Source organism: Leptospira limi (assembly GCF_026151395.1).
Taxonomy (GTDB): Bacteria; Spirochaetota; Leptospiria; order Leptospirales; family Leptospiraceae; genus Leptospira_A; species Leptospira_A limi.
This window is the reverse complement of record NZ_JAMQPV010000001.1, coordinates 2480250-2501392: the sequence shown is the minus strand read 5'-3', so window position 1 is coordinate 2501392 and position 21143 is coordinate 2480250. Positions and strand designations below refer to the sequence as shown.

The window sequence follows — 21143 nt, the reverse complement described above, 5'->3', positions numbered from 1 at the left end:
TATCTTAGAATGAAATTTACATCGCTTAGTTTCCTTTTGTTTTTTATTGTAGTGTATGCACTACACTGGTCTATCCGAGGTAAGTTTAGACTCGTATTTCTATTTTTAGCTTCATTTGTTTTTTATGCAGCTTGGTCGATTCCCTTTGCATTTCATTTTCTAACTTTAGTTTTGATTAACCATTGGTTGAACAAACAAATCTTGAAAAACAAGAACAGTTATTGGTATCCCATATCCTTATTAATCAATTTTGGAAACCTATTCCTCTTTAAATATTTTTATTTTTTGTGGTCTCTTTTATTTCAAATCACAGGGAGTTTATGGTTTTCCAATGATTCCATTCAGGTTTTCTTAAATTCACAATTTGGTTTTGATTCCATCACGTTGCCTCTTGCCATTAGTTTTTATACCTTTCAAATGGTTGCGTATACAATTGATGTCAAACGAGGGAACGCAAATGAGAATCCAAGTTTTTTACAATTTGGTTTGTTTATCTTCTTTTTCCCCCAATTGGTTGCAGGACCTATTGTAAGGCATGGTGAATTCTTTTACCAATTAGAAGTTTGGAATGCTAAAAAAGAACAATTATTTGAAGGTTATTATTTAGTCTTTCTTGGTTTATTGAAGAAGGTAGTGATTGCTGATAATTTATCCTCCATCATCGAACCTATATTTCAAAACCCAGATGCATATGATGGTGTTTCAAATGCACTAGCAATGTTTGGTTATGCGGCACGTGTTTTTTGTGATTTTAGTGGGTATACGGACCTTGCGCGTGGTTTAGGAAAATTATTAGGGATCAATTTACCTGAAAATTTTCATGCTCCTTATTTATCAGCATCTGTTCGTGAATTATGGACTCGATGGCATATGACACTTGCTACATGGATTAAAGATTATATTTATTTTCCACTCGGTGGTTCTCGGGTATCGGAATGGAGAGGCTATTTTAACCTAATCCTAACGTTTACATTGGCTGGATTTTGGCATGGCGCCAATTTTACATTTATCATTTGGGGATTTTTACATGGACTTGTGCTTAGTATCGAACGCAAGGTAGAGATTATAACCAATAAACCTAAAAAGGAAGCTGTGGTACTTTGGAAAAAATGGATAGGTATTGTTTATACTTTTCTCTTTTTTGTATTAACAATTCCATTTTTTAACGCACCGACTGTCAAAAATGCAGTTTCTATGTTGGTACGTTCTTTTGGTAATGCACCGGGGGAGAGGATTGGTCAGATAGAAAAAATTCTTTATTCCCTATTGTTAACATTTTTGCTAAACTACTTACAAACAAAACATAGTTTTCCAAGAGAATCATGGACAACAAAGGTTAGTCTATTGTTTTTATTTTTGTTCTCATTTGTCGTCACGGTTTTGTTGGGTTATTTAGCACCTGGAGGTACGGAGTTTATATACTTCCAATTTTAATATGAAAAATAGATTTCCAATTGTTTTGTTTCCAATTCTACTTGCTTTATCATTGTTTTTGTTTGATAAACTTTTTTTCCTACCAGTGATTGTTGAAAATACATATAGCTGGAAAAAAATTGAACGTAAGTTTTACGAATTAAAGGAAGACCTTTTTGAAGTTATGCTTGAGGAATCGAAAAAGAATCCTGGGAAACAAATCGGTCTTATTTTAGGAAGTTCCCGCTCAGGTGAATTTGATTCTGAAATGGTGGAAGAATTTTTTCCTAACACCAATTCTTTTAATTTTGCGGCACCTTTTGGTCCACCAAGTTTCCAAGCATATTGGTTGGAACGAGTGCTTGCTACAAACTTACCACTTCGCTATGTTTTGATTGAAGTAGATCCACTTTTATTTTCTAAATCTGCTATCGATTATTCCTTAAATGGATCGTACGATAATCTTTATGTATTGGAACATTTGGATTTTTTTAGAACGAAAACGAATGATCCATGGACCACTCACACAAAAGGTTTTTCGATTGATGAAGCAGAAGTTTATTTTCTAAAGAAATTATTTGCTTTGTATAAATACCCTTTAGATCCTACAGCAATTAAAGCCAATAACAAATTGATTGAAATTGGTTTTCTTCCGGGTATGTCAAATGGTTATACAGGTAAGGAACACAAACGCGCTTACGTTGAGAGAATCAAGATGGTGAATCGTGTCAAATTTGGTGCACTACCCAATGAAATTAAATTTGCGAATATGGATTTATTTTTGGAACGAGATGCGGAAGCAATGTACAACCAATACTTACGAGGTTCTTCCTTGTCTCCGACTCAAATTTTCTTTTTTAAGAAAATGTTACATTTATTGGAAGGAAAAGATATTCCTGTCATCGTTTATTTCCCCGCTGTTTCAGAACCTCTTCGACGAAGGATGAAAACAGATGGGTTACTCGATCGATTTAATGCGGAAGTTAGGAAGGAAGTGGAAGTAGTATCACATACACCAAATTCGAAATTCATAGTCATCGATCCGAATGAGGATGCAAATTGGAAATGTAAAGATTTTGTCGATTCACTCCACTTGAGTGGTGCTTGTTTTCCGAATTTACTACCTATTTTATTTCCGAAATCAATTCGTTAAAGGCGAGACTCTTTCCTTTTTTTTAATTGTTTCGGAATGTAAAAAAATCGGAAGAGTAGGTATCCAATACCGCTGAATCCCAAAAATAGATAGGAAAGGAAATTAAAGAGAATGTCATTTTCTTTAGACGTTTTCACTTCATTTTGGTGGAGTAAAGACTGGAACAAAACAATTCCGGAGTATAACAGTAAGTTGATAACAAGGTAGATGGTTGTTTTTTTTAATACCCATAGAGTATCTCCCATCTCTCCTTTGAATTTTGAAAACTCTCCAAGAATTTCTTGGTAGGTTTTTTTATGACCCAATCGGTAAATATCGTAAGCCTCTTCCATATCTGGGTCTTTGGCTTTTCCATCGAGTAATACAAATTCAAAATCTAATTCTGAATCATACATTTCTCTTTTGTTAGGATCACTTAAAGTCAAATAAGCCCTCGTTAATTCCAAAATTTTTTCCTTGGCTTCTGGACTCCCTGCTTTTTCAATTTGTTCCCAAAATAGTAATTCCCGTAGGTAAACCGCTTCGATGCCATTCGTAGGAAAATCTCTAGAAATTCCTAAAATTTCATAAAAAGTCTCCCGTTTTGTGTTCGGCATATACCCCTTCCTAACCATTCTTCTTTGCTTTACAAGGAATTTTCTTGGGAAAACATATCATTATGAACCCTACCTTGACAGAAAGCTTAGACAGTATTCCCTCCATCCAACTGGGAAAGGTCTATGTGGAAACTTACGGCTGCCAAATGAACGAATACGATTCAGGCATAGTAAAGGAACTATTCCGTAAGGAGAATTACGAAACCACAAATTCAGTGGAAGACAGTGATATCATATTTTTGAATACTTGTGCCGTCCGAGAAAATGCACATGCTAAGATTTATGGACGACTCCAATCTCTAGGTTACCTCAAAAAAAAGAATCCCAATTTGGTCATCGGTGTTTTGGGCTGTATGGCACAAAACTTAGGGGAAGACTTATTCAACCAAGAATTACCCCTTGATTTGATTGTGGGACCAGATAATTACAGGACTTTACCAGAACTCATTCAAAACATTCGAAAGGGTGAAAAAGATGTCCAACTCACACGTTTGTCCCGGACAGAGACGTATGATGAATTAGAGCCAAAGGTTGTGAATGGAATCCAAGCATTTGTTACCATCATGCGTGGTTGTAATAATTTTTGTACCTTCTGTGTGGTTCCTTATACTAGAGGAAGAGAAAGGAGCCGAGAACCAGAGTCCATCATCCATGAGATCAAACAGTTGGAAACGATGGGAGTCAAACAAGTCACTCTTCTTGGTCAAAATGTAAATAGTTATTCCTATGAAAATTTTGATTTTTGTGCACTTGTGGAAGAAATTCTCAAACAAACTAGTATTGAGCGAGTTCGGTTTACAAGCCCTCATCCAAAAGATTTTCCCGATCATCTCATTTCACTTATGGCAAAAGAAGAAAGATTTTCTTCTCAAATCCATATGCCACTCCAAGCAGGGAGTTCAAAAGTACTCCGAGATATGAAACGTAGTTATACAAAGGAAGAATATTTGGATTTGGTTCAAAAAATCCAATCAGTGATTCCAGATATCGGTATTACGTCTGACATCATCGTAGGATTTCCGGGAGAAACAGAAGAAGAATTCCAAGAAACATTAGAAGTAGTAAAACAAGTAAAATTTGATATGTCTTATATGTTTAAGTATTCTGAACGAGAGGGAACAATCGCAAAACGTAAGTTTATTGATGATGTCCCTGAAGAAGTTAAGAGTAAAAGATTGATCGAACTTGTTGAGCTCCAAACAAAAATTTCATTGGAGAAAAACCTAACAAAAATTGGAAAAGAATTTTCCGTTTTGGTTGAAAATACTTCAAAAAAATCAAAACAAGAGTTATGCGGTCGATCACACTGTGGTAGAATGGTAGTTTTCCCAATTCCCGAAGGAATGTCGCAAGACTTATCAGATTGGATTGGAAAAACAGTAACAGTACTCGTTGAACAAGCGACAAGTGCTACTCTCAAAGGGAAATTGATTGTCTAAACCTGTTGATTTAAGAACCGTTAGGGTTCATTCTAAAGATGATTTACCACCAGATTTTATGGTGGATACAGATAGGTTAGGTAAGTGGAAACGTTTCAAACCTTCCATTTTAAGAATTTACATTCTCAAAGAAATTCTTAGTCCGTTTTTAGTAGCTCTTTCCTTTTTCACAATGATTTATATGGCTGTCGCCATCCAGAAGATGATTGGCCTTTTTGTTGGGAAAGGTGTCGATTTTTTCCGTTTATTGGATTATATGGGTTATGTTTTTGGGAACACACTCCCCATGACAATCCCCATGGCATGTTTGATGTCTGGAATCATGGCGGCAGGTCGATTGTCTGGAGATTCAGAAATCACTGCAATGCGGGCATCAGGGGTATCGTTTCCTTATATCTACAGTAATTTTTTAGTGTTTGGTTTTATCATGACTCTTCTCGTTGGGTATCTAAATTTTTATTTAGGTCCAGAGAACACTCGTAAAATGAAGGATTTTGATAATTGGATTGCTTCTTATAATCCCTTACTTGCAATCCAACCGGGTCAATTTTCTGGGGATAAAACTCAGGATTTTTTCTCTGAGAAAGGTCGCACCATGTATTCTGGTGGTGTGGATGAAGATGGTAACCTAAGCAATGTTCAAATACGAGAATGGGCAATTTCTGCTAGTGGAACGGATTTTATCATGGTGAACAATTTGGCTGTCCCAATGGGTGGATCAAAAATGTTACAGATCATCAATGCCAAAGAAGGGTTACTTGTTGAAAAAAAGAACTCAGTTGGTGAATTCGAAAAGTCAGTTCGATTGCGGAAAGGATATGTGATTGAATGGGATCCTGAAACAAATGCGATTGGTGTTACCAATTTTATGAATGGGGAAATGGATTACAATACGCCAGCGAAAAAAGATACAAAAACCTTAAGTATCAATGTAAAACCAGATACCTTCTCCTTACCAATGTTAATCGAGATCAGAAATGCCATTGAATCGGAAGGTTTAGAAAATATTCCTGGATTGGAAATTTTAAAAGAATATGGTTTGTCCATCAAAGGGGTTGGTGGACTCAAACAAATGGTGGAACAATTCAAGTATGAACTCATCATAGGAGCCAATTCTGGAAACCAAGAAGAAATGGCACAAAAATTTGCCTTATTTACGCAGCTGTCTGAACTTCTGAATGAGTCCAAAAAAACACTCACTGGGTTTAATGTGGAAATCCACAAACGGTTCGCAACACCACTCTCTTGTCAGATATTTTTCTTTTTATCATTTCCCCTAGGTCTTGTTGTCAAACGGTCTGGAAAGGGGATGAGTTTTACTCTTGCTGTAATCTTTTTACTCATCTACTACACGTTTTTTATATTTGGTTCTGGGATTTCTTACAAAGAGAACGTTCCCGATTGGGTGGGGCCGTGGTCTGCGAATATCGTGATAGCCACCCTTTCGATTTATATCATGATCTCAAGGACTGATGCAAAATTACCAGAGTCAATTCGTAATAAGTTAGGTTTTTATTTTCGCTGGAAAGACAAGTGGGACGAAACTTGGGAAATGTTAAAAAATCGCTTCGCCAGGAAGAAATAATAGAAAATTTGCTAGAAAATTCCCCTGTCTACGGTCCCATAGAGTGTAGTTGTCATTTAGGAGATCGGGTTTGAAAACTTCTTATATTTGGAATCTTTCCCAGGGCCGTCCGTTTCCCGTAGAGCTTTGGAAACATTCAAAAATCAAGATCCAAGTGAACCAAATTGGTTTGTCAGAATTGGATCAAATCTCTATCACTCCAAACGATATTCACATCCTTTTCATGCAAGTAACGTTAAAAGAATGGAAAGAGATCCTACCCAAAATCAAATCCACTTTTGAAACGAGTCCATTTGTTTCTTTGATCTTAGTTTCTTCTGAAGATGGAGTAAACCAAATCCAAGAGATGGTACAAACCCAACCCAAATACCTAGTTTTAGAAAATCCTCTCCATGTTCGGGAACTCAGGATGATTTTGGACAGAACCATCCAATCAGAATCCTACAAAGCAGCTGCTTTAGATATAGGAAATTCCTGTTTAGAGAATGTGGGTTTTTTTGAGGGAGTATTTTCTTTAGCACACCAAGAATACGAAGAATCAAAAAAAGAAAACGAAGCTTTGCGTTCCATCCTTAAGTATGAAGAACTAGTCAAACGTTCACAAGCTGGGATTAATTCTGCTTTAGAACGTGTGAATGATATGAAAAACCAAGAGCTCATTGAGTTACATCAAAGAGTCAAAGCAATTCAACAATTGGATGAACTTCGTGAAAAAGAACTCAAACAAGCCCTTGAGTTACAAAAGGCGACAGAAGAAGTATTAAATTATTCACGAATTGAAGAAATGAATTTGGATAAAATTTTACGAGCACAAGATCGTTTATTTGAGTATACGGAACAAGAAATCAAAGAGCTGGTAGAAGAAAATAGAGCACTTAAGAAAAAACTTGGGATGGTCTAATTCAAAAATCCTTTCCCACTTTTTCCTCAATCGCCGCGTATTCTTTTGATTCGCGGCCATAATGCAATTCTGCAAATCGTAATAGATGTTTTTTCTTTAATTCTTTAAATTCATAATAGAGTTCTTGGTTTTTTGAACGAAACGCTGTTTGCTCCATTTTCTCATAGGAAAGTGCAAGGAGTCTATGTGGTTCTGCTTCCATTTCATTTTTGGATGAGATTTCAATATAACGATTTGTAAAGTCGATGACCTGTAAGTAGTTTTTAAAAGATTCTTGGTGTTTGATGTATTCTCTGTAAATACCAGACTTTAAATCTATATAGGAAGTACTTTCCTTAACCTTCGGATTCTCAATTTTATCCAACAAATTCATAGCTTTCACAAGACGAAGTGTTGTTTGAGTCCTTAATTCATAGAGTTGTTTTTGGAATTCTTTTTCTTTGTTTTCTTTTCTTGTTACTTTCTGCCATTCATAACGATCTTCGTAAAAAACTTCCTTTTTAAAATCTTCTCTTCGTTTATCGATTCCCTTCTTCCCAGTTTCAAAACCATCTAAGGCTAGTGAGTATTCTTTACTCGCGTCCGACCATCTTTTCTGAGAGTTTTTTTCATCCACAAAATCGAGAACTGGTATGGAACCGATAGCTTGGGTAGAATCACCCCAGGGAGAACCTGATTCTGGTTGGGTCGGGAGAATGGATTCAACCCTTGTTTCCGTTCCCTGTTTTGGTTCAGTGGCTCCGAGTGGAATTTGGAAAAATAAGAGGAGGAAGACCCAAAAAAATCGGCGGTGGTTTACCATTTCAGGGAAACTTTCCTTGAATCCAGGATATTGGCAAGAACTATCACTTTATGGTACTAATTCAGAGAAAAATGGAAACAACGAAAAAGATCGTTCTCATCGCGCATGACAATCGAAAAGAAGATTTACTTGATTGGGTAAAATTCAACCGAGGAACATTGAGCAAACACCATCTTTCCGCAACAGGGACAACGGGAAAATTGATCCACGAACAAATTGGTTTACCCGTGTTCCGTTTCATTTCAGGTCCACTCGGTGGAGACCAACAAATTGGTGCGAAAATTGTAGAAGATTCAATTGATTTTATGGTGTTTTTTTGGGATCCACTTTCTGCACAACCACATGATCCAGATGTGAAAGCTTTATTGCGTATTGCTGTATTATATAATATTCCAATGGCCTGTAATCGATCGAGCGCAGATTTTTTAATCTCTTCTCCTCTTATGGAAAAGGAATATAATCGGCAACTAATTGACTACGGTTCGAGAATACCCGCTAAAAATTAAAATAGGTTTCACTGAAAAATATTCAGCTGTTAGTTTATGGCGTTTTTTAAACATCAAATACAACATTGGATATAAAAAGTATTTGGAAATGGGCCAAAGGTAAAAATTAATTTCAATCTCATCGGATATTATGGATTCGTTCTCGTTTACTTTGATAAACCGATGGGTGTGTAAAAACTTAAGAAATGGTCCTTTTTCTTGGTTGTCCTGGAATAGGGAATTTTTCTCGTATTTAGTGTGTTTTGCGATCCATTCAGTAAAAAGAAAGGGAAAGATCGGAACTTTTAAAATGGCTGTTTCACCCACTTTAATGGATCCTGGTTTTTGGATCACTCTGATCCCTTGATTTGCTTTCATTAATGTTTCAAAACCAATCGGGTCTTCATGGAATTGGAATAAGCTTTCGATCGGCACTTGGAATTTTGATTGGAAAATAAATGTATCCATATTCATTAGAAGGTAAAAAATCAATTATGACTTTGTTTTTTCAGAAAAAGAATCAATCGTTTCCCAAATTACATTCCGAAGTCATCGAAAGAATAAAGGATGAGTCTATAAGGCAAAAAAAGGAACAAGTGTTATTGGTTCAATTGGTTCAGAACCAAAGCGGAGTCGGTGAAGTCCAAGTGAGTTTTGCAGATCGGATACCAGAGGATACGGATTGGATACGATTTGCAAATGAAGATTCGAAAAAAAGATTACAACATGGTGAGTTTTCCCTGGAAAAAGGAAACATATATTACCACCCCAATGTAGACTTAAAATGGAAAAACACTCCGAAAGAAACGATCTATAAGATCGAATCCAATTATCAATTTTCCAATGGGAAAGTTTATTTGGATCAAAAGAACTACGACCAGTTAGTGCCAATTTTAAAAAACTGTTTTCTTTCAGATCAAGTGGAGTCTATTTATATGGACGGAAACATTTGCCAATTGGAAATAAAATCGTTAGATGATACAAAAGAGGAAAGGATTTCAGAAGTTTTATTAACTTTCTTTTCTTCTTTTTATCCTAGTCCGTTTTTAGCACCACATCGTCCCCAGTAGCCAATTCTTTTTCCCATCCCCGTTGTTTTGGTTTGATGTTTGAAATCGACTTTCCTAAAGAAATGATTTCTCCTTCAAAAAGAGTTTTTCCTCTCCTTTGGAATACTGGTTTTGAATCCAATTTTAACCCGTCATCTTTTCCAAGAGATACTATGACTTCGTCTTTTTTTACCTTTAGAATTTTCCCTTCGATAGGTAGGGTAGATTTAATCCGTTCGGCAATTCGATGAACTATGGTAGGTAAACTATCTCTTCCTCTTTGGTTTGTTTTCCAATTGACGATGTCTTTAAGTTGATTCCGATCATAAACTGAAATATCAAATTTGATATCGCCATTCTCAATTTGGTATTTTCCATGGACCACATAACGGATTTTAGTTGCATTTCGCCTTTTGGAATCCAAGTGGTGTAAATTATCGATGGAAAATGGGATTGTTTGAGAAAAAGGATGGTAACTAGATTCTTTTAATAAATTTCGAATGGATTTAAATTCACTTCCTTCAACCACTCTTACTGATAACATATTTTTCAATTGGTATCTTAAAACTTCTGCAAAAAGGCGACCCGCTTGGAGGTGGTAGGGAAATGGACTCACTGATTCTAAATCAAAAACATAAACTTCTGGACTAAACCGAACCGATAAATCGGAAACAGAATTTGGATCGATTTGAATGAATCCTTCCTTAAATTCGATCGAATCCTTTAGATTTTTGATCACAAATTCTAATTTGTTCTGTAGTTTAAAAGAGTTTGGATCTTCTTCTCTCAGACGTAAAAGCAGATTTGTATACTTAACTGAATCACCTGATAAATTATAAAAGTCCAATAGTTCCTTTCGGATTACAGGTGTTTGGGCGCTTAAGTCCCTTGCTCTAAATAAATGGAATAAACTACTTTTATGGTATAAGGAATGTTTTTCTGCATAATAACGATCCCTTCTGTAGTCTCCCAACTCTCTTCTGAGTTTGGATTCTTCTTTCTCTGACGAAATTACATATTCTTCTGCTTCAAAACGCAATATTTCATCTAAATCATCGAGTGCTAATGCTCTTCTGTAATGGTAGGAGGCAAATTTGTTTTCACCCAATTCCCAAGCAAGATTCGCTTCAATACTATGATAAAGTTGATTTTCGGGGAACTCACGTGCAAGTTCGTAAATTCGTTTGAATGCTTTTGTTTTTAAATCTTTGTCATTATTTGCATTTGCTAAAATCAAATCATGGTATACAAAATAGAATCTAGCTTCTTCGTTTTTATCATCCAAATTTAACGCATTTTCAAGAGATTCCTTTACATTGGGTAAAATCGAAACCAGAGTCCTTGGTTGAAAGTAATTTTCATACAAAAGAACTTTTGCTTTAAAGGAGAATCCGGATGGATCATTTGGCTCTTTTTTTGTATATGAATCAATGGTTTCTAAGGCATTTTCGAATTGTTTTTTTGAAAAATACAACTCAGCTAACATTCTTAATAAATCAGAAGGTTCTCCTAATTTATCTGATAATGTTTTGATTTTATAAAGAGCAGAATCCGTTTTACCTTGTTTTAAAAGAGTTTTTGCTTCTGTGATCCTTAGTCCCGTGTGATTGGGAAATTCAGTGAGTAGGGGTTGGATTAATTCATTGACCGATTTATACTCACCATCTTGTAAATAAATTTCTGATAAACCTGTAACTGCCGGTATGTATTTGGAATCTCTTTGTAAAATATCTAAGTAAAACTTTTTACTTTCTTTATAGGATCCCAGTAAAAAACTACAATCAGCAATTCCTAACTTTGCATCGATGGAATTTCTATTTTTTTGTAAAGCAGATTGGTAGAGTGGAATGGCTTTTCTGCAATTATTGTTTGATTGGAAAATTTTAGCTTCTGCAATGTCTTCCAATGCACTGGGTTCTGAAAAAACAAATTGTGTGAAAAAAAATAGAATCCCAAATACAATGTGTTTTTTGGTTTGTTTAACGAGGTTCTGGAACAAAATAACCTCCTTCATCCCTTCCTTTTACACCTCTATGATCAACACCAATACCAATCTTAATGTATCGATTGATAAGTTCAGGATTGGTATCTGTTTTATAGGAAAGAATATAACGGTAGTCTAAATGAGATCTGAAAAGTTTGTATAAATCTCTTTCTTCCCCTTCACCATCTAAAAAGATATACTTCCCATTACTTGGCCCTGTTAAATCGGACCAAGACTCTTCAAACGATGGATTGGGATTTGTTGTTAATACATAAATCGGAATGGAATGTGCCTTCGCATAAGATACAATTCTCGATTTTTGGTATTGTAAAAAACTTTCTTCTTTAGCTTCTTTAGAAACCAAGTAAACGAGGATTTTTGGTCCCGTTTCCATTGAAAGTTTTTTTAACGCAGCAATACTTGCTTTTCCAAAATTGAATTTTTCTTCTGCTTGGCTGTCCCGAATTTTTGCCAAAATGTCTCTCAGAGAAACTGTGTCTGGTAAAATCAATTGGCTATCCTTTCCAGCTCTGTAAAGTGTTATATGATCTGTATCATGTAACGATCGAAAAAGAGGGAATAAACCATCCTCTAAATTTGTTTTCCCTTTTTTTAAACTTTCACTGTTTTCATAAACAATTGCTATGTTCATCTTTTCGTTAATTTTGTTTTTGTTCGCCAAAGAAAAGAGGGGAGTCATATTGTCATTTTCGTATATTCGAAAACTCAATCGATCAATTCCAATCAATTCCTTTCCGCCTCTATTTTTAACTCGAGTGTAAATGTGGATGTTGGGGAAATCGGAAGTATCGATTGATTCAATTTTTAAATCAAGATTTGATAATAAATTATTTTTATGGGAAAAAATATCAATTCGATGTTTTCCAAAATCTACGAAATACAAACTTCCTGTAGAATCCATATTCGTTGCAAATGGTCGGTATAAAACACGGTAAACGCCATTTTTGTCTCTGAATTTTGGAAGTTGCCTCCAATCTCCGTTTAACATAGAATAGGTCCAGATTCCTGTTAATTCATCAGTTAAGAAAATTTGGTTATCTAAAATTCGAATATTTCGAGGTTTTTTCCATTCAGATTTGGAAATGGTTTCAATGGTATTGCCATCACCATCAAACACAAAAACTTTTAATTTATCTTTATCAACCACATAGATTTTCTGATTCTCAATCGTGATCCCAGAAGGATTTACAAGTTTGGAATTGCCAATCCCAAGGATTTCTAATACAAATTGTCCATTTGCATTAAATTTTTGGATACGACCATTTCCAGAATCAGCAACATATAAATTTCCTAATGGATCAAAACAAATAGAAGAAGGCCCTCGGAATTGGCCTGGATTTTTTCCTGGTCCACCAATGGTTGCCAAATAACTTCCATTTAAATCAAAAATTAATACTTCGTCCCTAGCAAAATCGGCTATATAGATTTTTTGGTTTTGGTAAACGAGTGAAACTGGTCTTTCCAGTTTTCTAGTGATACCACCTCTCCAGTTAGAGATTGGAGTTCCTTGTGCATTAAATTTGATCACATTGGATGTATCAAAACCAGCTACATAAAAATTTCCATCTTCATCAAATGTGATATCAACTGGATTTCGAAAACGATAACCACGAATGGAATCACCTTCGATGGTTTTAAAGTAGATTTTCTCTTTTTCAGTCACACCACCTGCGATTGCTAATCGAAGTGTTTCTATTTTATTTGTAATGAGTAGGTCATTTTTTGCTTTGGTGGCTAAAATTTCTAATTCATCTAATGCTTCTTCCCATTCACCTAACAAATAGTAGTTATTTGCAAGTTCTAAACGAGCAAGATGGAAATCTTTTTTTAAATTTACTGCTTTTAGAAATCGTTCTTTAGCAGCTGAATATTCTCTTAAATTTTTATAGGTAAGGCCACGTTTGAATTCTTCCTTGGCATTCTCTTCCCCTAAGGAAAAATTGGGAAAGTCTAGAGGAAAGATTTGGGTGCAGACTAAAAGAAAGATGATGGATACAAACTTTCGCAAAAAACTTCCCCTCTGTCCCCCATTATAATGGGACATAATATTGTAGTCAACCCCTTCCTCAGAGAAAGGGCAAAGGAACCATTCTTTATTCTCGACAGAATCGCTAATTTAGGCAATATGGAATAGTCATTATGTCCCCTGATACCATCGAAAAAGAAGTCAAACGTCGGAAAACCTTCGCGATCATCGCTCACCCCGACGCGGGAAAAACAACCCTCACCGAAAAATTGCTCCTTTACGGAGGTGCGATCCAACTCGCAGGGGCTGTGAAAGCGAAAAAAGAAGGGAAATCAGCCACTTCAGACTGGATGGCAATGGAAAAAGAAAGAGGAATCTCCATTACCTCTGCAGCCTTACAATTTGAATACAAAGGTCATATTCTCAATTTATTAGACACACCAGGCCACGAAGACTTTTCGGAAGATACCTACAGAACCCTTATGGCAGCAGATACCGCTGTTATGGTGTTAGATGCCGGAAAGGGGGTCGAACCACAAACCATCAAGTTATTCCGAGTTTGCCGTGACCGTGGCATTCCCATCATCACCTTCATCAATAAAATGGACAGACCCACAAAGGATTTATACGCCCTTTTGGATGAGATCGAAAAAGTCCTCGGAATCAAAGCAGTTCCCGATGTTTGGCCGCTCGGAACAGGTTTTGATTTTAAGGGCGTTTATGATTTGCGGGATGCACAGTTGTATCTATTTGATCGAACCCCAGGGGGAAAACAGAAGGCTGGTTTTCGGATGGCTGGGCCCAATGATCCGAGTCTCGACAAACAGTTCGATGAAGAAATTGTAAAAGCTTTCCGTGAACAAATTGACCTCGTGGAAAATGGAATTGGCCAAGTGGACAAAAACTCTTTTTTACTTGGAAACGAAACTCCTGTGTATTTTGGATCCGCAGTAAACAATTTTGGGATAGAGTTATTTTTAAATAAATTTTTGGAATTAGCCCCAGGGCCTGATCATATTCCCCTACGGGATGGAAATTACTTAGATCCTGTGAATGCTCCTTTTAGTGCATTTGTGTTCAAAGTACAAGCGAATATGAATAAGGCACACCGTGACCGAATCGCATTTTTACGAATTTGTTCAGGTGTTTTTGAACGTGGATTAAACGTAAATCATAACCGTTTAGACAAACCTGTTAAATTGTCCTCTAGTTTTGCATTTTTTGGACAAGACAGGAACACTGTCGATTTGGCATACCCAGGTGACATTATTGGACTCGTAAATCCAGGAACCTATAAAATTGGCGATGTTCTTTCGACTGGAAATACACCACCACTTAGACCACTGCCAAGTTTTGCGCCAGAACTGTTTGCAACCATATCTTGTAAAGATACCTTACAGTTAAAATCTTTCAAAAAGGGTTTGGATCAATTAGCAGAAGAAGGAATTTTGCATTTATTCACATCACGAACGATAGGTGGTGGTGTTCCAATTATCGGAGCCATGGGAAAATTACAATTTGAAGTGTTCCAAAGAAGGTTAAAGGATGAATACGGTGCCGACACATCGATCAATATTCTCCCCTATGGAATTTCTCGTTGGGTAAAAAAAGAAGACCGACCTAAAATACCATCAAATGCAAATTTGGTAGAAGATTTATTCGGGAATATGGCTTTATTGTTTGATACAGAGTGGGATATGAATTATTTCCATAAAAATAATGAAGGGATTGAGTTATTAGACAATCCACCACTAGAAAATTAATTAGATGATATCAATTCCAATCCAAGTGATATCATCTAATAATTCTTTTCCTTCCGAGTAAGATCTAATTTTAAAATCTAATTCTTGTTTGACGAATGACATGTGGTTTGTTGTCATTTGTCCAAAAAATTTGAGTAATTCCGCTTCCCACAATTTTTCCTGATTTTTATTTTCCACATCTTTTAAACCATCAGTGAATAAATAAAATCGATCCCCTGTCAGGATGGGAAATTCCAATATTTTGGGATCGAGTTTAGGTATCATCCCGAACATGGGATTTAGTTTTTCATAACAATGGAATTGACCATCGCTATAGTGGAGCATGCCTGGATGGCCTGCGTTTCCATAATATACTTTATTTAGATTCAAATCAAAAAGTAAGAACAAAAATGGAACAAATGCGTATGGGTCAGGGAAATGAGTGCTTACACCTTCATTCATTTTTAATAAAATATTTTTGGGATCTGTTTCTGTTTTTGCAATTTGATGGAATAAAACCTTGAGTACTGTCATCATCATGGCTGCTTTCACTCCATGCCCAATCACATCTCCTAAAGCAAAAATATATCGATTATCTCCTAAATCAATATAATCATAATAATCACCACCAACCTGGATGAGAGGTCTATATAGGATTTCATAATCTAATTTTGGAAAAATTAGAATCTGTGATGGAAGGTATTTTTTTTGTAAATCCTTTGCATATTCCATCTCTTTTTCAAATTCTAATCTTTTTTTCGTTATATTTTGTATCAGTATCAATGCACCACTTGCGAATTGATTGTTTTGTTCTAAGAACCAAATTTGGTAGGTGATTTCTAGGAGTATGGTAGATCCATCTTTGACAAATACCTCTAATTCCTCTTTTCGTAATTCTTGTGTACGATCATTTTGTTCTTTGATTTCTCTTAAAAATTCAGATACTTCTGTTTTTAACCAATTTACTAAAGGTTCTTGGTAAATATAAACATCTGATACTTGTAGTTTTTCTTCAATGAATGGGTTTTCGAGAATTACATTTCCTAAGGAGTCGTAAAGAATCGCAGCATGAGGGTATTCGTTTAAGATTAATTTTAGTTTTTGTTTGGATTCAATTTCTCTCAGTGAAATGAAAATGGAAAAAAGAAATGTGAAGAATAATATACCCACTAAGGTTGAGATATTGGTTTTTAAAGAAGAGATAATTGGCTGTAATACAAGGTTAATGGGGCTGACAACGAATAGGTGGATGGGAAGTCCATAAAGAGGAACACCAACCAGAAAAAAACCTAAATCATCTTTCTCGACTTCTTTTAATGTTGGTAAATTGGAATTTGATTGTAAGGAAGATTTTGCTTTTTCTTTCCACTCTTCTGACACTAAAAAATTATCTTCAATAAATCCTGAAATTCCAAATTCTCCATTTTGATTTAATAAAAACAATCCTTCATTCGGATCACTAAAAGAAGAATCAAGTAACGCTTCTTCAATGAATACAGTAGGATAAAGATACATTCTTTTTTTATCTGTGATTAAAAAATAAGAAGTAACTGGATTTGAATGTGCACAAGATATCAATTGGAAAGAAGAATTTTTTTGGAACAAGTTTAAATCATTCGAACAAAACTGATTTAAATCAGACGATTGTTTGAAAGAGATTAAATCTCTTGTTGGGTTTGAAAATTCATTCTGAATTTGGTTTCTGATTTGATTTTCTATATCGATTGCTAAAAGTTGAATGCGAATTAACTGGAACCTTTGGTTCCAATCCAATGCTTCTTTGTATTCCACATAAATCATCCTTCCAATGAGTAGAGCATAAGGAAGTAAGATGAACAAAACTAAGGATAAAAAGAGTTTAGCAAAGGATAATGATCGAATGACAAAAACAAAATTCGAAACGAAACTCCATACCCGATTGAGGAGAGTCTCCATTTACTTTGCCTTTTTTTGAGTTTGAATGATAATTTGTTTTGGGACTTCTTCATTTCCTAAGCGGTCGACAGCGCTGATTTCTAAGAGGATATTTTTATCACAACCAGAAAGGATTTCCATCCAAGAGGACTCTAACCATACATTGTAATCGGAAACTTGGTCATCACCACAAGAGGTTCTGTAACGAATGTTAGAAAGACCAGATCCTTCATCAGAAGAATGGAGTAATAATCCATTTTTCGAAGAGATAAAGGTGGTTCCTTTTTTTTGGAATGGTGGATCTAAAAAAGAATACGTTGTGACAGGTGGTTTTGTATCAACTTTAAATTCCCAAACTTGCATTCCATCGGAAATTCCAAGTTCATTTGTCACTTTGTATTCCAATCGGTAATTGCCATCTTTTGAGAAATTTAAGAGGGGAGATGTTGTCGTTTGCCAAGGGCCACCATTGATTCTGTATTGGATTCGAATCTTTTTCTCTACAGAAGTAGGAACAATTGTAATTTGATTGGTTGTGAGAAATAACTCAGGTTTTCCTTCCCTTGACTCAATGGGAACGAGGACATCCGTTTTCACTGGAATTTTTGCAATCGGTTTGGTAATAGGTTTTGGTTTTTTCCCAAACAATGCCACCTTGTACAACTCGGTCCAAAACCCTCTTACTTTTCGTTTGGCGATTGCTCTGATGCGGAAAAATTCATATCCATCTGGAATGAATAAACTTATGGGTCCTGGATTTGCCAATACTCGAAAGGGAATTTCGTCACCCAGTTCCTCGGTTTTCCAAAGTTCTATTTCATATTGAATGATGTCTTCGCGGTCTGGAACCAGTGAGAATTGGATCTGTTTTGCCTGTAATTGAAAATGGCATGTGAAACATAAAAAGAATAGTAGGATACGGATGCGAGTGGATTTGATCCTTAAAAAACCGAAATTCATTTGTTTTCTGGAATTGGAGGATCGGGAACTGGGAATGGTTTTACAGGTGGTTTTCCCTTTTCGACATACGTTGCATACCCTGAGTTAACAAGCACTGTTACTTTTTCTGCGGTGACTGCAACACTTCCTTCGTAACAACTTAGAGTGGTATTTCCATTCGGATCCACTTCCGTTAGAAAATCAGTTCCTTTGACAACAGATTCAGCAGATTCAGTTTTGAGTAAAAACATCTTTTGGTTAGGATTTGTGGTTTTAGGAATCAAAGAACGGATTCGACCTTGTCTTAAAAAAATTTCATCCGGTTCAGTTTCTGATTTTCCACGTTCCATAATAACGTGGCTATTTTCAGTGATTTCGAAGCGAGAACCAGATAAAAAAACAAACTGTGCTTCTGATTCTTTGAGTGTTCTCACTTCGTCTTTTGCATACAGTCCATCGCCATTTTTTGCTTTTGCCCAATCATTTTGTTTTTGTGAGATTTTTAAAACTTCAGTAGTTCCAGTAAACCGTTGTAAGTCGGCGAGTGGTTTTTTCCCCAAACTTTTTGGAATCCACAACTTCATTCCAGGAATGATGAGATTTGGATTATCAATTTGGTTGGATTTGAGAAGTTCTTTCCATTTCCTAGGATCATCCAAATAGGTTTTGGAAATGATACTTAAGGTTTGTCCTTTTTCTACAATGATGGTGATTCCATCATCTTGGTTCGGTTGAATGATTTGTTTTTTTGAATCAGCAAAGGATTCTGAAATAGGAAAAAGAAAGCTAAATACAAAGAGAGAATGGATGATAACTGAAAGTTCAGATAGATTGATGAGAAATAAAAAATCCAAAAAAGAGTAACCGGCGTTACACTTTTTTGGACTTGTGAAGAATCGAAAAAAGGGGAAATGGATTTGTTTCATCTAATTCCCCTTTTTTAACTGTTAGTCGATGTTTTCTGCGACTAGTTCCGCGATATCTTTTACTTTTACGGAATCAATTTTTTCCGCAGCTTTTACACCATCTGTGATCATTGTGATACAGAATGGACAAGCAGTAGCAATGGTAGTAGCACCTGTATCGAGGAGTTGTCCTGTACGTTTGCTATTCACTCGCATACTTTCTGGGTTGGATTCATCCACGTGTTCTTCCATCCAGTACTGCGCACCACCCGCACCACAACAAAGTCCTTTGGAGTGATGGTCGACCGCTTCTTCAATTTTTCCACCGGATACTTTTTTCACAACATCACGAGGGTTGTCGTAATTATTATTATAACGTCCGATGTAACAAGAGTCGTGGTAAGTATACTTACCAGTGTTTGCATCATCAGCCACTTTCACATCGATTTTACCTTCTTTGGAAAGTTGGTTGATGTATTCCGAGTGGTGGATGACTTCGAAGTTTCCACCAAATTGTGGGTATTCGTTTTTGATGGTGTTATAACAATGTGGGCAAGCAGTTACGATTTTTTTGATACCGTATCCGTTGATTGTGTCCACGTTTGTTTGTGCTAGTGTTTGGTATAGGTATTCGTTCCCACCACGGCGAGCTGAGTCTCCCGAACATCCTTCTTCTGTTCCAAGGATACCAAAGTTAACATCTGCTTTTTGCATGATTTTTACGAAGTCACGAGAGATCTTTTTATTTCTCTCATCAAAAGCACCCGCACAACCTACCCAATAGAGTACGTCTACGTTTTTGTCTTCTGCTTCTGAAAGAACTTTTACATTTAATCCTTCTGCCCAGTCTGCACGAGTGTGAGCGCCCACACCCCATGGATTCGAATTGTTTTCCATGTTTGTGAATGCTTTTTGAAGCTCAGGGCTCATTTTGGATTCTGCAAGAACTAAGTGGCGGCGCATTTCAATGATGGCGTTTACTTGGTTGTTTCCAACAGGGCATGCTTCTACACACGCATAACAAGTTGTACATCCCCAAAGAGCTTCTTCACTAAGGCCCTCGTGAGAGTTGATCACACCTGTATCAAGTGCTGCAACAGCTTCCGCTGCTTCTTCAGGAGATTTACCTGCACGTGCAGCTGCTACTTCTGGCATTTTTTCCAACATCTGGTGTTTGAGTTCCACAATGATGGCTTTTGGATTTAATACCTTACCAGTTCTGTTGGCAGGGCATTCCACTTGGCAACGACCACATTCAATACAAGACATACCATCGAGGAGGTTTGGCCAAGGGAAGTCTTCCACTCGGTTGGATCCCCAAACAGCATTTTCATCATCCAAATTGAGTTTGGAAAGTTGGCCTTTCGGAGTGTCAGTTGCAAGGAAGTAGTTAAACGGAGCAAAGATTAAGTGAGCATGTTTCGAAGTAGGAACATACAACATAAAAGAGAATACAGTGATGATGTGGCCCCACCACATAATTTGGAAAACGATATCCGCAGAAGAGTTTGCCACTCCCACTGATTCCCAAAGTTTTCCAATCGCACCATCGATGAATCCAGCATGTGTGTAGTAAGTTGCTGCAACCGTTTTGGCACCATTTCCAAGTAACGTCGTAACCATAAGAGTGGCAATCATGCTGATGACGATGGCAGAAGCAGGTGAGTGAACATCGAGACCTTTGGCTTTTTTGATCCAACGTCTCCAAGCAAAAAACCCAAGACCAGTTAACACTAAAATGGATACGTAGTTGACTGCTTGTTCGTAAATATGATTAGCTGCTTCACCAAATAAGAAATTTGGAAGTGCAAATTGGTAAGGATCTTCCATTGCATATCCAAATACACCTGCGATCATTTGGCTTGTTGTATGGATCGTATAGACGATAAATCCATAAAAAACAAACGCATGCATGATCCCACGTACTGGTTCACGGAAGTTCTTTTTTTGTAAGATTACGTTTAGGAAAAAACTTTTTAAACGGAATCCGATGTTTAGGTTCTTTTTTGCATCTTCATTAAAAAATGCAGGACGACCATTGAAGATCAATCCGAGCCTGAAAAGGATAGCGCGGACAAACACTACGTTTGCCACGACGAAAAAAGCTGTGAATAATAGGTGAAAGAGAATTCTTCCGATATCCATTTATATTTATGCCCTTAAGGTGTTTGGTTATTTCCTAGGATTTCTATAGAAAAATCAATGTCCAGGAAAATTCGGTTTTTACAGGGATATGTCAGAAGATTTCC

General features: G+C 36.3%; 17 protein-coding genes. 8 read left to right on the top strand and 9 right to left on the bottom strand.

Annotation, left to right across the window (positions count from 1 at the left end):
• The first annotated feature begins 9 nt into the window (after nucleotides 1-9).
• Nucleotides 10-1434 carry an MBOAT family O-acyltransferase gene (locus ND812_RS11570; RefSeq protein WP_265375577.1) on the top strand — a complete coding sequence of 475 codons (1425 nt, stop codon included), beginning with the start codon at nucleotides 10-12 and terminating at the stop codon, nucleotides 1432-1434.
• Nucleotide 1435: 1 nt separating this feature from the next.
• Complete coding sequence (locus tag ND812_RS11565; RefSeq protein WP_265375576.1) at nucleotides 1436-2566, top strand: DUF1574 domain-containing protein; 1131 nt, start codon at nucleotides 1436-1438, stop codon at nucleotides 2564-2566.
• Here the strand turns inward: ND812_RS11565 and ND812_RS11560 are convergent.
• Entirely contained in the window at nucleotides 2563-3162 is a 600-nt protein-coding gene (locus tag ND812_RS11560) for a J domain-containing protein (RefSeq protein WP_265375575.1), read from the bottom strand. The two genes, ND812_RS11565 and ND812_RS11560, sit on opposite strands and share 4 nt — an antisense overlap.
• A 62-nt stretch (nucleotides 3163-3224) precedes the next feature.
• Here ND812_RS11560 and miaB point away from each other — a divergent pair, with 62 nt between their 5' ends.
• The 3 genes from miaB (at nucleotide 3225) to ND812_RS11545 (ending at nucleotide 7087) form a co-directional block, all read left to right on the top strand.
• Nucleotides 3225-4601, top strand: coding sequence for a tRNA (N6-isopentenyl adenosine(37)-C2)-methylthiotransferase MiaB (gene miaB / locus ND812_RS11555; protein ID WP_265375574.1), 1377 nt, complete (start codon nucleotides 3225-3227; stop codon nucleotides 4599-4601).
• Nucleotides 4594-6186, top strand: coding sequence for an LptF/LptG family permease (locus tag ND812_RS11550; protein ID WP_265375573.1), 1593 nt, complete (start codon nucleotides 4594-4596; stop codon nucleotides 6184-6186). The genes miaB and ND812_RS11550 overlap by 8 nt, the downstream gene beginning before the upstream one ends.
• Before the next feature lie 70 nt (nucleotides 6187-6256).
• A complete protein-coding gene (locus tag ND812_RS11545) occupies nucleotides 6257-7087 on the top strand; it encodes a hypothetical protein (RefSeq protein WP_265375572.1) in 831 nt (276 codons plus the stop codon).
• Between the two features lies 1 nt (nucleotide 7088).
• On the opposite strand, the gene ND812_RS11540 is transcribed toward ND812_RS11545, so the two are convergent.
• On the bottom strand, nucleotides 7089-7889 hold the full coding sequence (locus ND812_RS11540; RefSeq protein WP_265375571.1) for an FcpA-related putative periplasmic flagellar protein: 801 nt from the start codon (nucleotides 7887-7889) through the stop codon (nucleotides 7089-7091).
• Nucleotides 7890-7960: 71 nt separating this feature from the next.
• Between ND812_RS11540 and ND812_RS11535 the strand changes: the two genes are divergently transcribed.
• Complete coding sequence (locus tag ND812_RS11535) at nucleotides 7961-8395, top strand: methylglyoxal synthase (RefSeq protein WP_100726883.1); 435 nt, start codon at nucleotides 7961-7963, stop codon at nucleotides 8393-8395.
• Here the strand turns inward: ND812_RS11535 and ND812_RS11530 are convergent.
• Nucleotides 8357-8842: an SRPBCC family protein gene (locus ND812_RS11530; RefSeq protein ID WP_265375570.1), complete on the bottom strand. Its 486-nt coding sequence runs from the start codon at nucleotides 8840-8842 to the stop codon at nucleotides 8357-8359. The genes ND812_RS11535 and ND812_RS11530 overlap by 39 nt on opposite strands.
• Here ND812_RS11530 and ND812_RS11525 point away from each other — a divergent pair.
• Complete coding sequence (locus tag ND812_RS11525) at nucleotides 8833-9444, top strand: hypothetical protein (RefSeq protein ID WP_265375569.1); 612 nt, start codon at nucleotides 8833-8835, stop codon at nucleotides 9442-9444. The two genes, ND812_RS11530 and ND812_RS11525, sit on opposite strands and share 10 nt — an antisense overlap.
• Here ND812_RS11525 and ND812_RS11520 read toward each other — a convergent pair.
• Nucleotides 9410-11422 (bottom strand): tetratricopeptide repeat protein, encoded by a 2013-nt coding sequence (locus tag ND812_RS11520; protein ID WP_265375568.1) that lies wholly within the window; start codon nucleotides 11420-11422, stop codon nucleotides 9410-9412. The genes ND812_RS11525 and ND812_RS11520 overlap by 35 nt on opposite strands.
• Nucleotides 11403-13472 (bottom strand): NHL repeat-containing protein, encoded by a 2070-nt coding sequence (locus ND812_RS11515; RefSeq protein WP_265375567.1) that lies wholly within the window; start codon nucleotides 13470-13472, stop codon nucleotides 11403-11405. The genes ND812_RS11520 and ND812_RS11515 overlap by 20 nt, the downstream gene beginning before the upstream one ends.
• A 95-nt stretch (nucleotides 13473-13567) precedes the next feature.
• Here ND812_RS11515 and ND812_RS11510 point away from each other — a divergent pair, with 95 nt between their 5' ends.
• On the top strand, nucleotides 13568-15157 hold the full coding sequence (locus ND812_RS11510) for a peptide chain release factor 3 (RefSeq protein WP_265375566.1): 1590 nt from the start codon (nucleotides 13568-13570) through the stop codon (nucleotides 15155-15157).
• On the opposite strand, the gene ND812_RS11505 is transcribed toward ND812_RS11510, so the two are convergent.
• From ND812_RS11505 to ND812_RS11490, 4 genes are read right to left on the bottom strand one after another with little or no spacing between them, the layout of a single operon-like run.
• On the bottom strand, nucleotides 15158-17071 hold the full coding sequence (locus ND812_RS11505) for a PP2C family protein-serine/threonine phosphatase (RefSeq protein ID WP_265375565.1): 1914 nt from the start codon (nucleotides 17069-17071) through the stop codon (nucleotides 15158-15160).
• Nucleotides 17072-18010 (bottom strand): LBF_2017 N-terminal domain-containing protein, encoded by a 939-nt coding sequence (locus ND812_RS11500; protein WP_265375564.1) that lies wholly within the window; start codon nucleotides 18008-18010, stop codon nucleotides 17072-17074.
• Entirely contained in the window at nucleotides 18007-18915 is a 909-nt protein-coding gene (locus tag ND812_RS11495) for a FecR family protein (RefSeq protein ID WP_265375563.1), read from the bottom strand. Before ND812_RS11495 ends, ND812_RS11500 begins: the two co-directional genes overlap by 4 nt.
• Nucleotides 18916-18936: 21 nt before the next feature.
• The gene (locus tag ND812_RS11490; protein WP_265375562.1) at nucleotides 18937-21039 is read right to left on the bottom strand and encodes a (Fe-S)-binding protein; all 2103 of its coding nucleotides are present in this window, start codon (nucleotides 21037-21039) and stop codon (nucleotides 18937-18939) included.
• Between the last annotated feature and the right edge of the window lie 104 nt (nucleotides 21040-21143).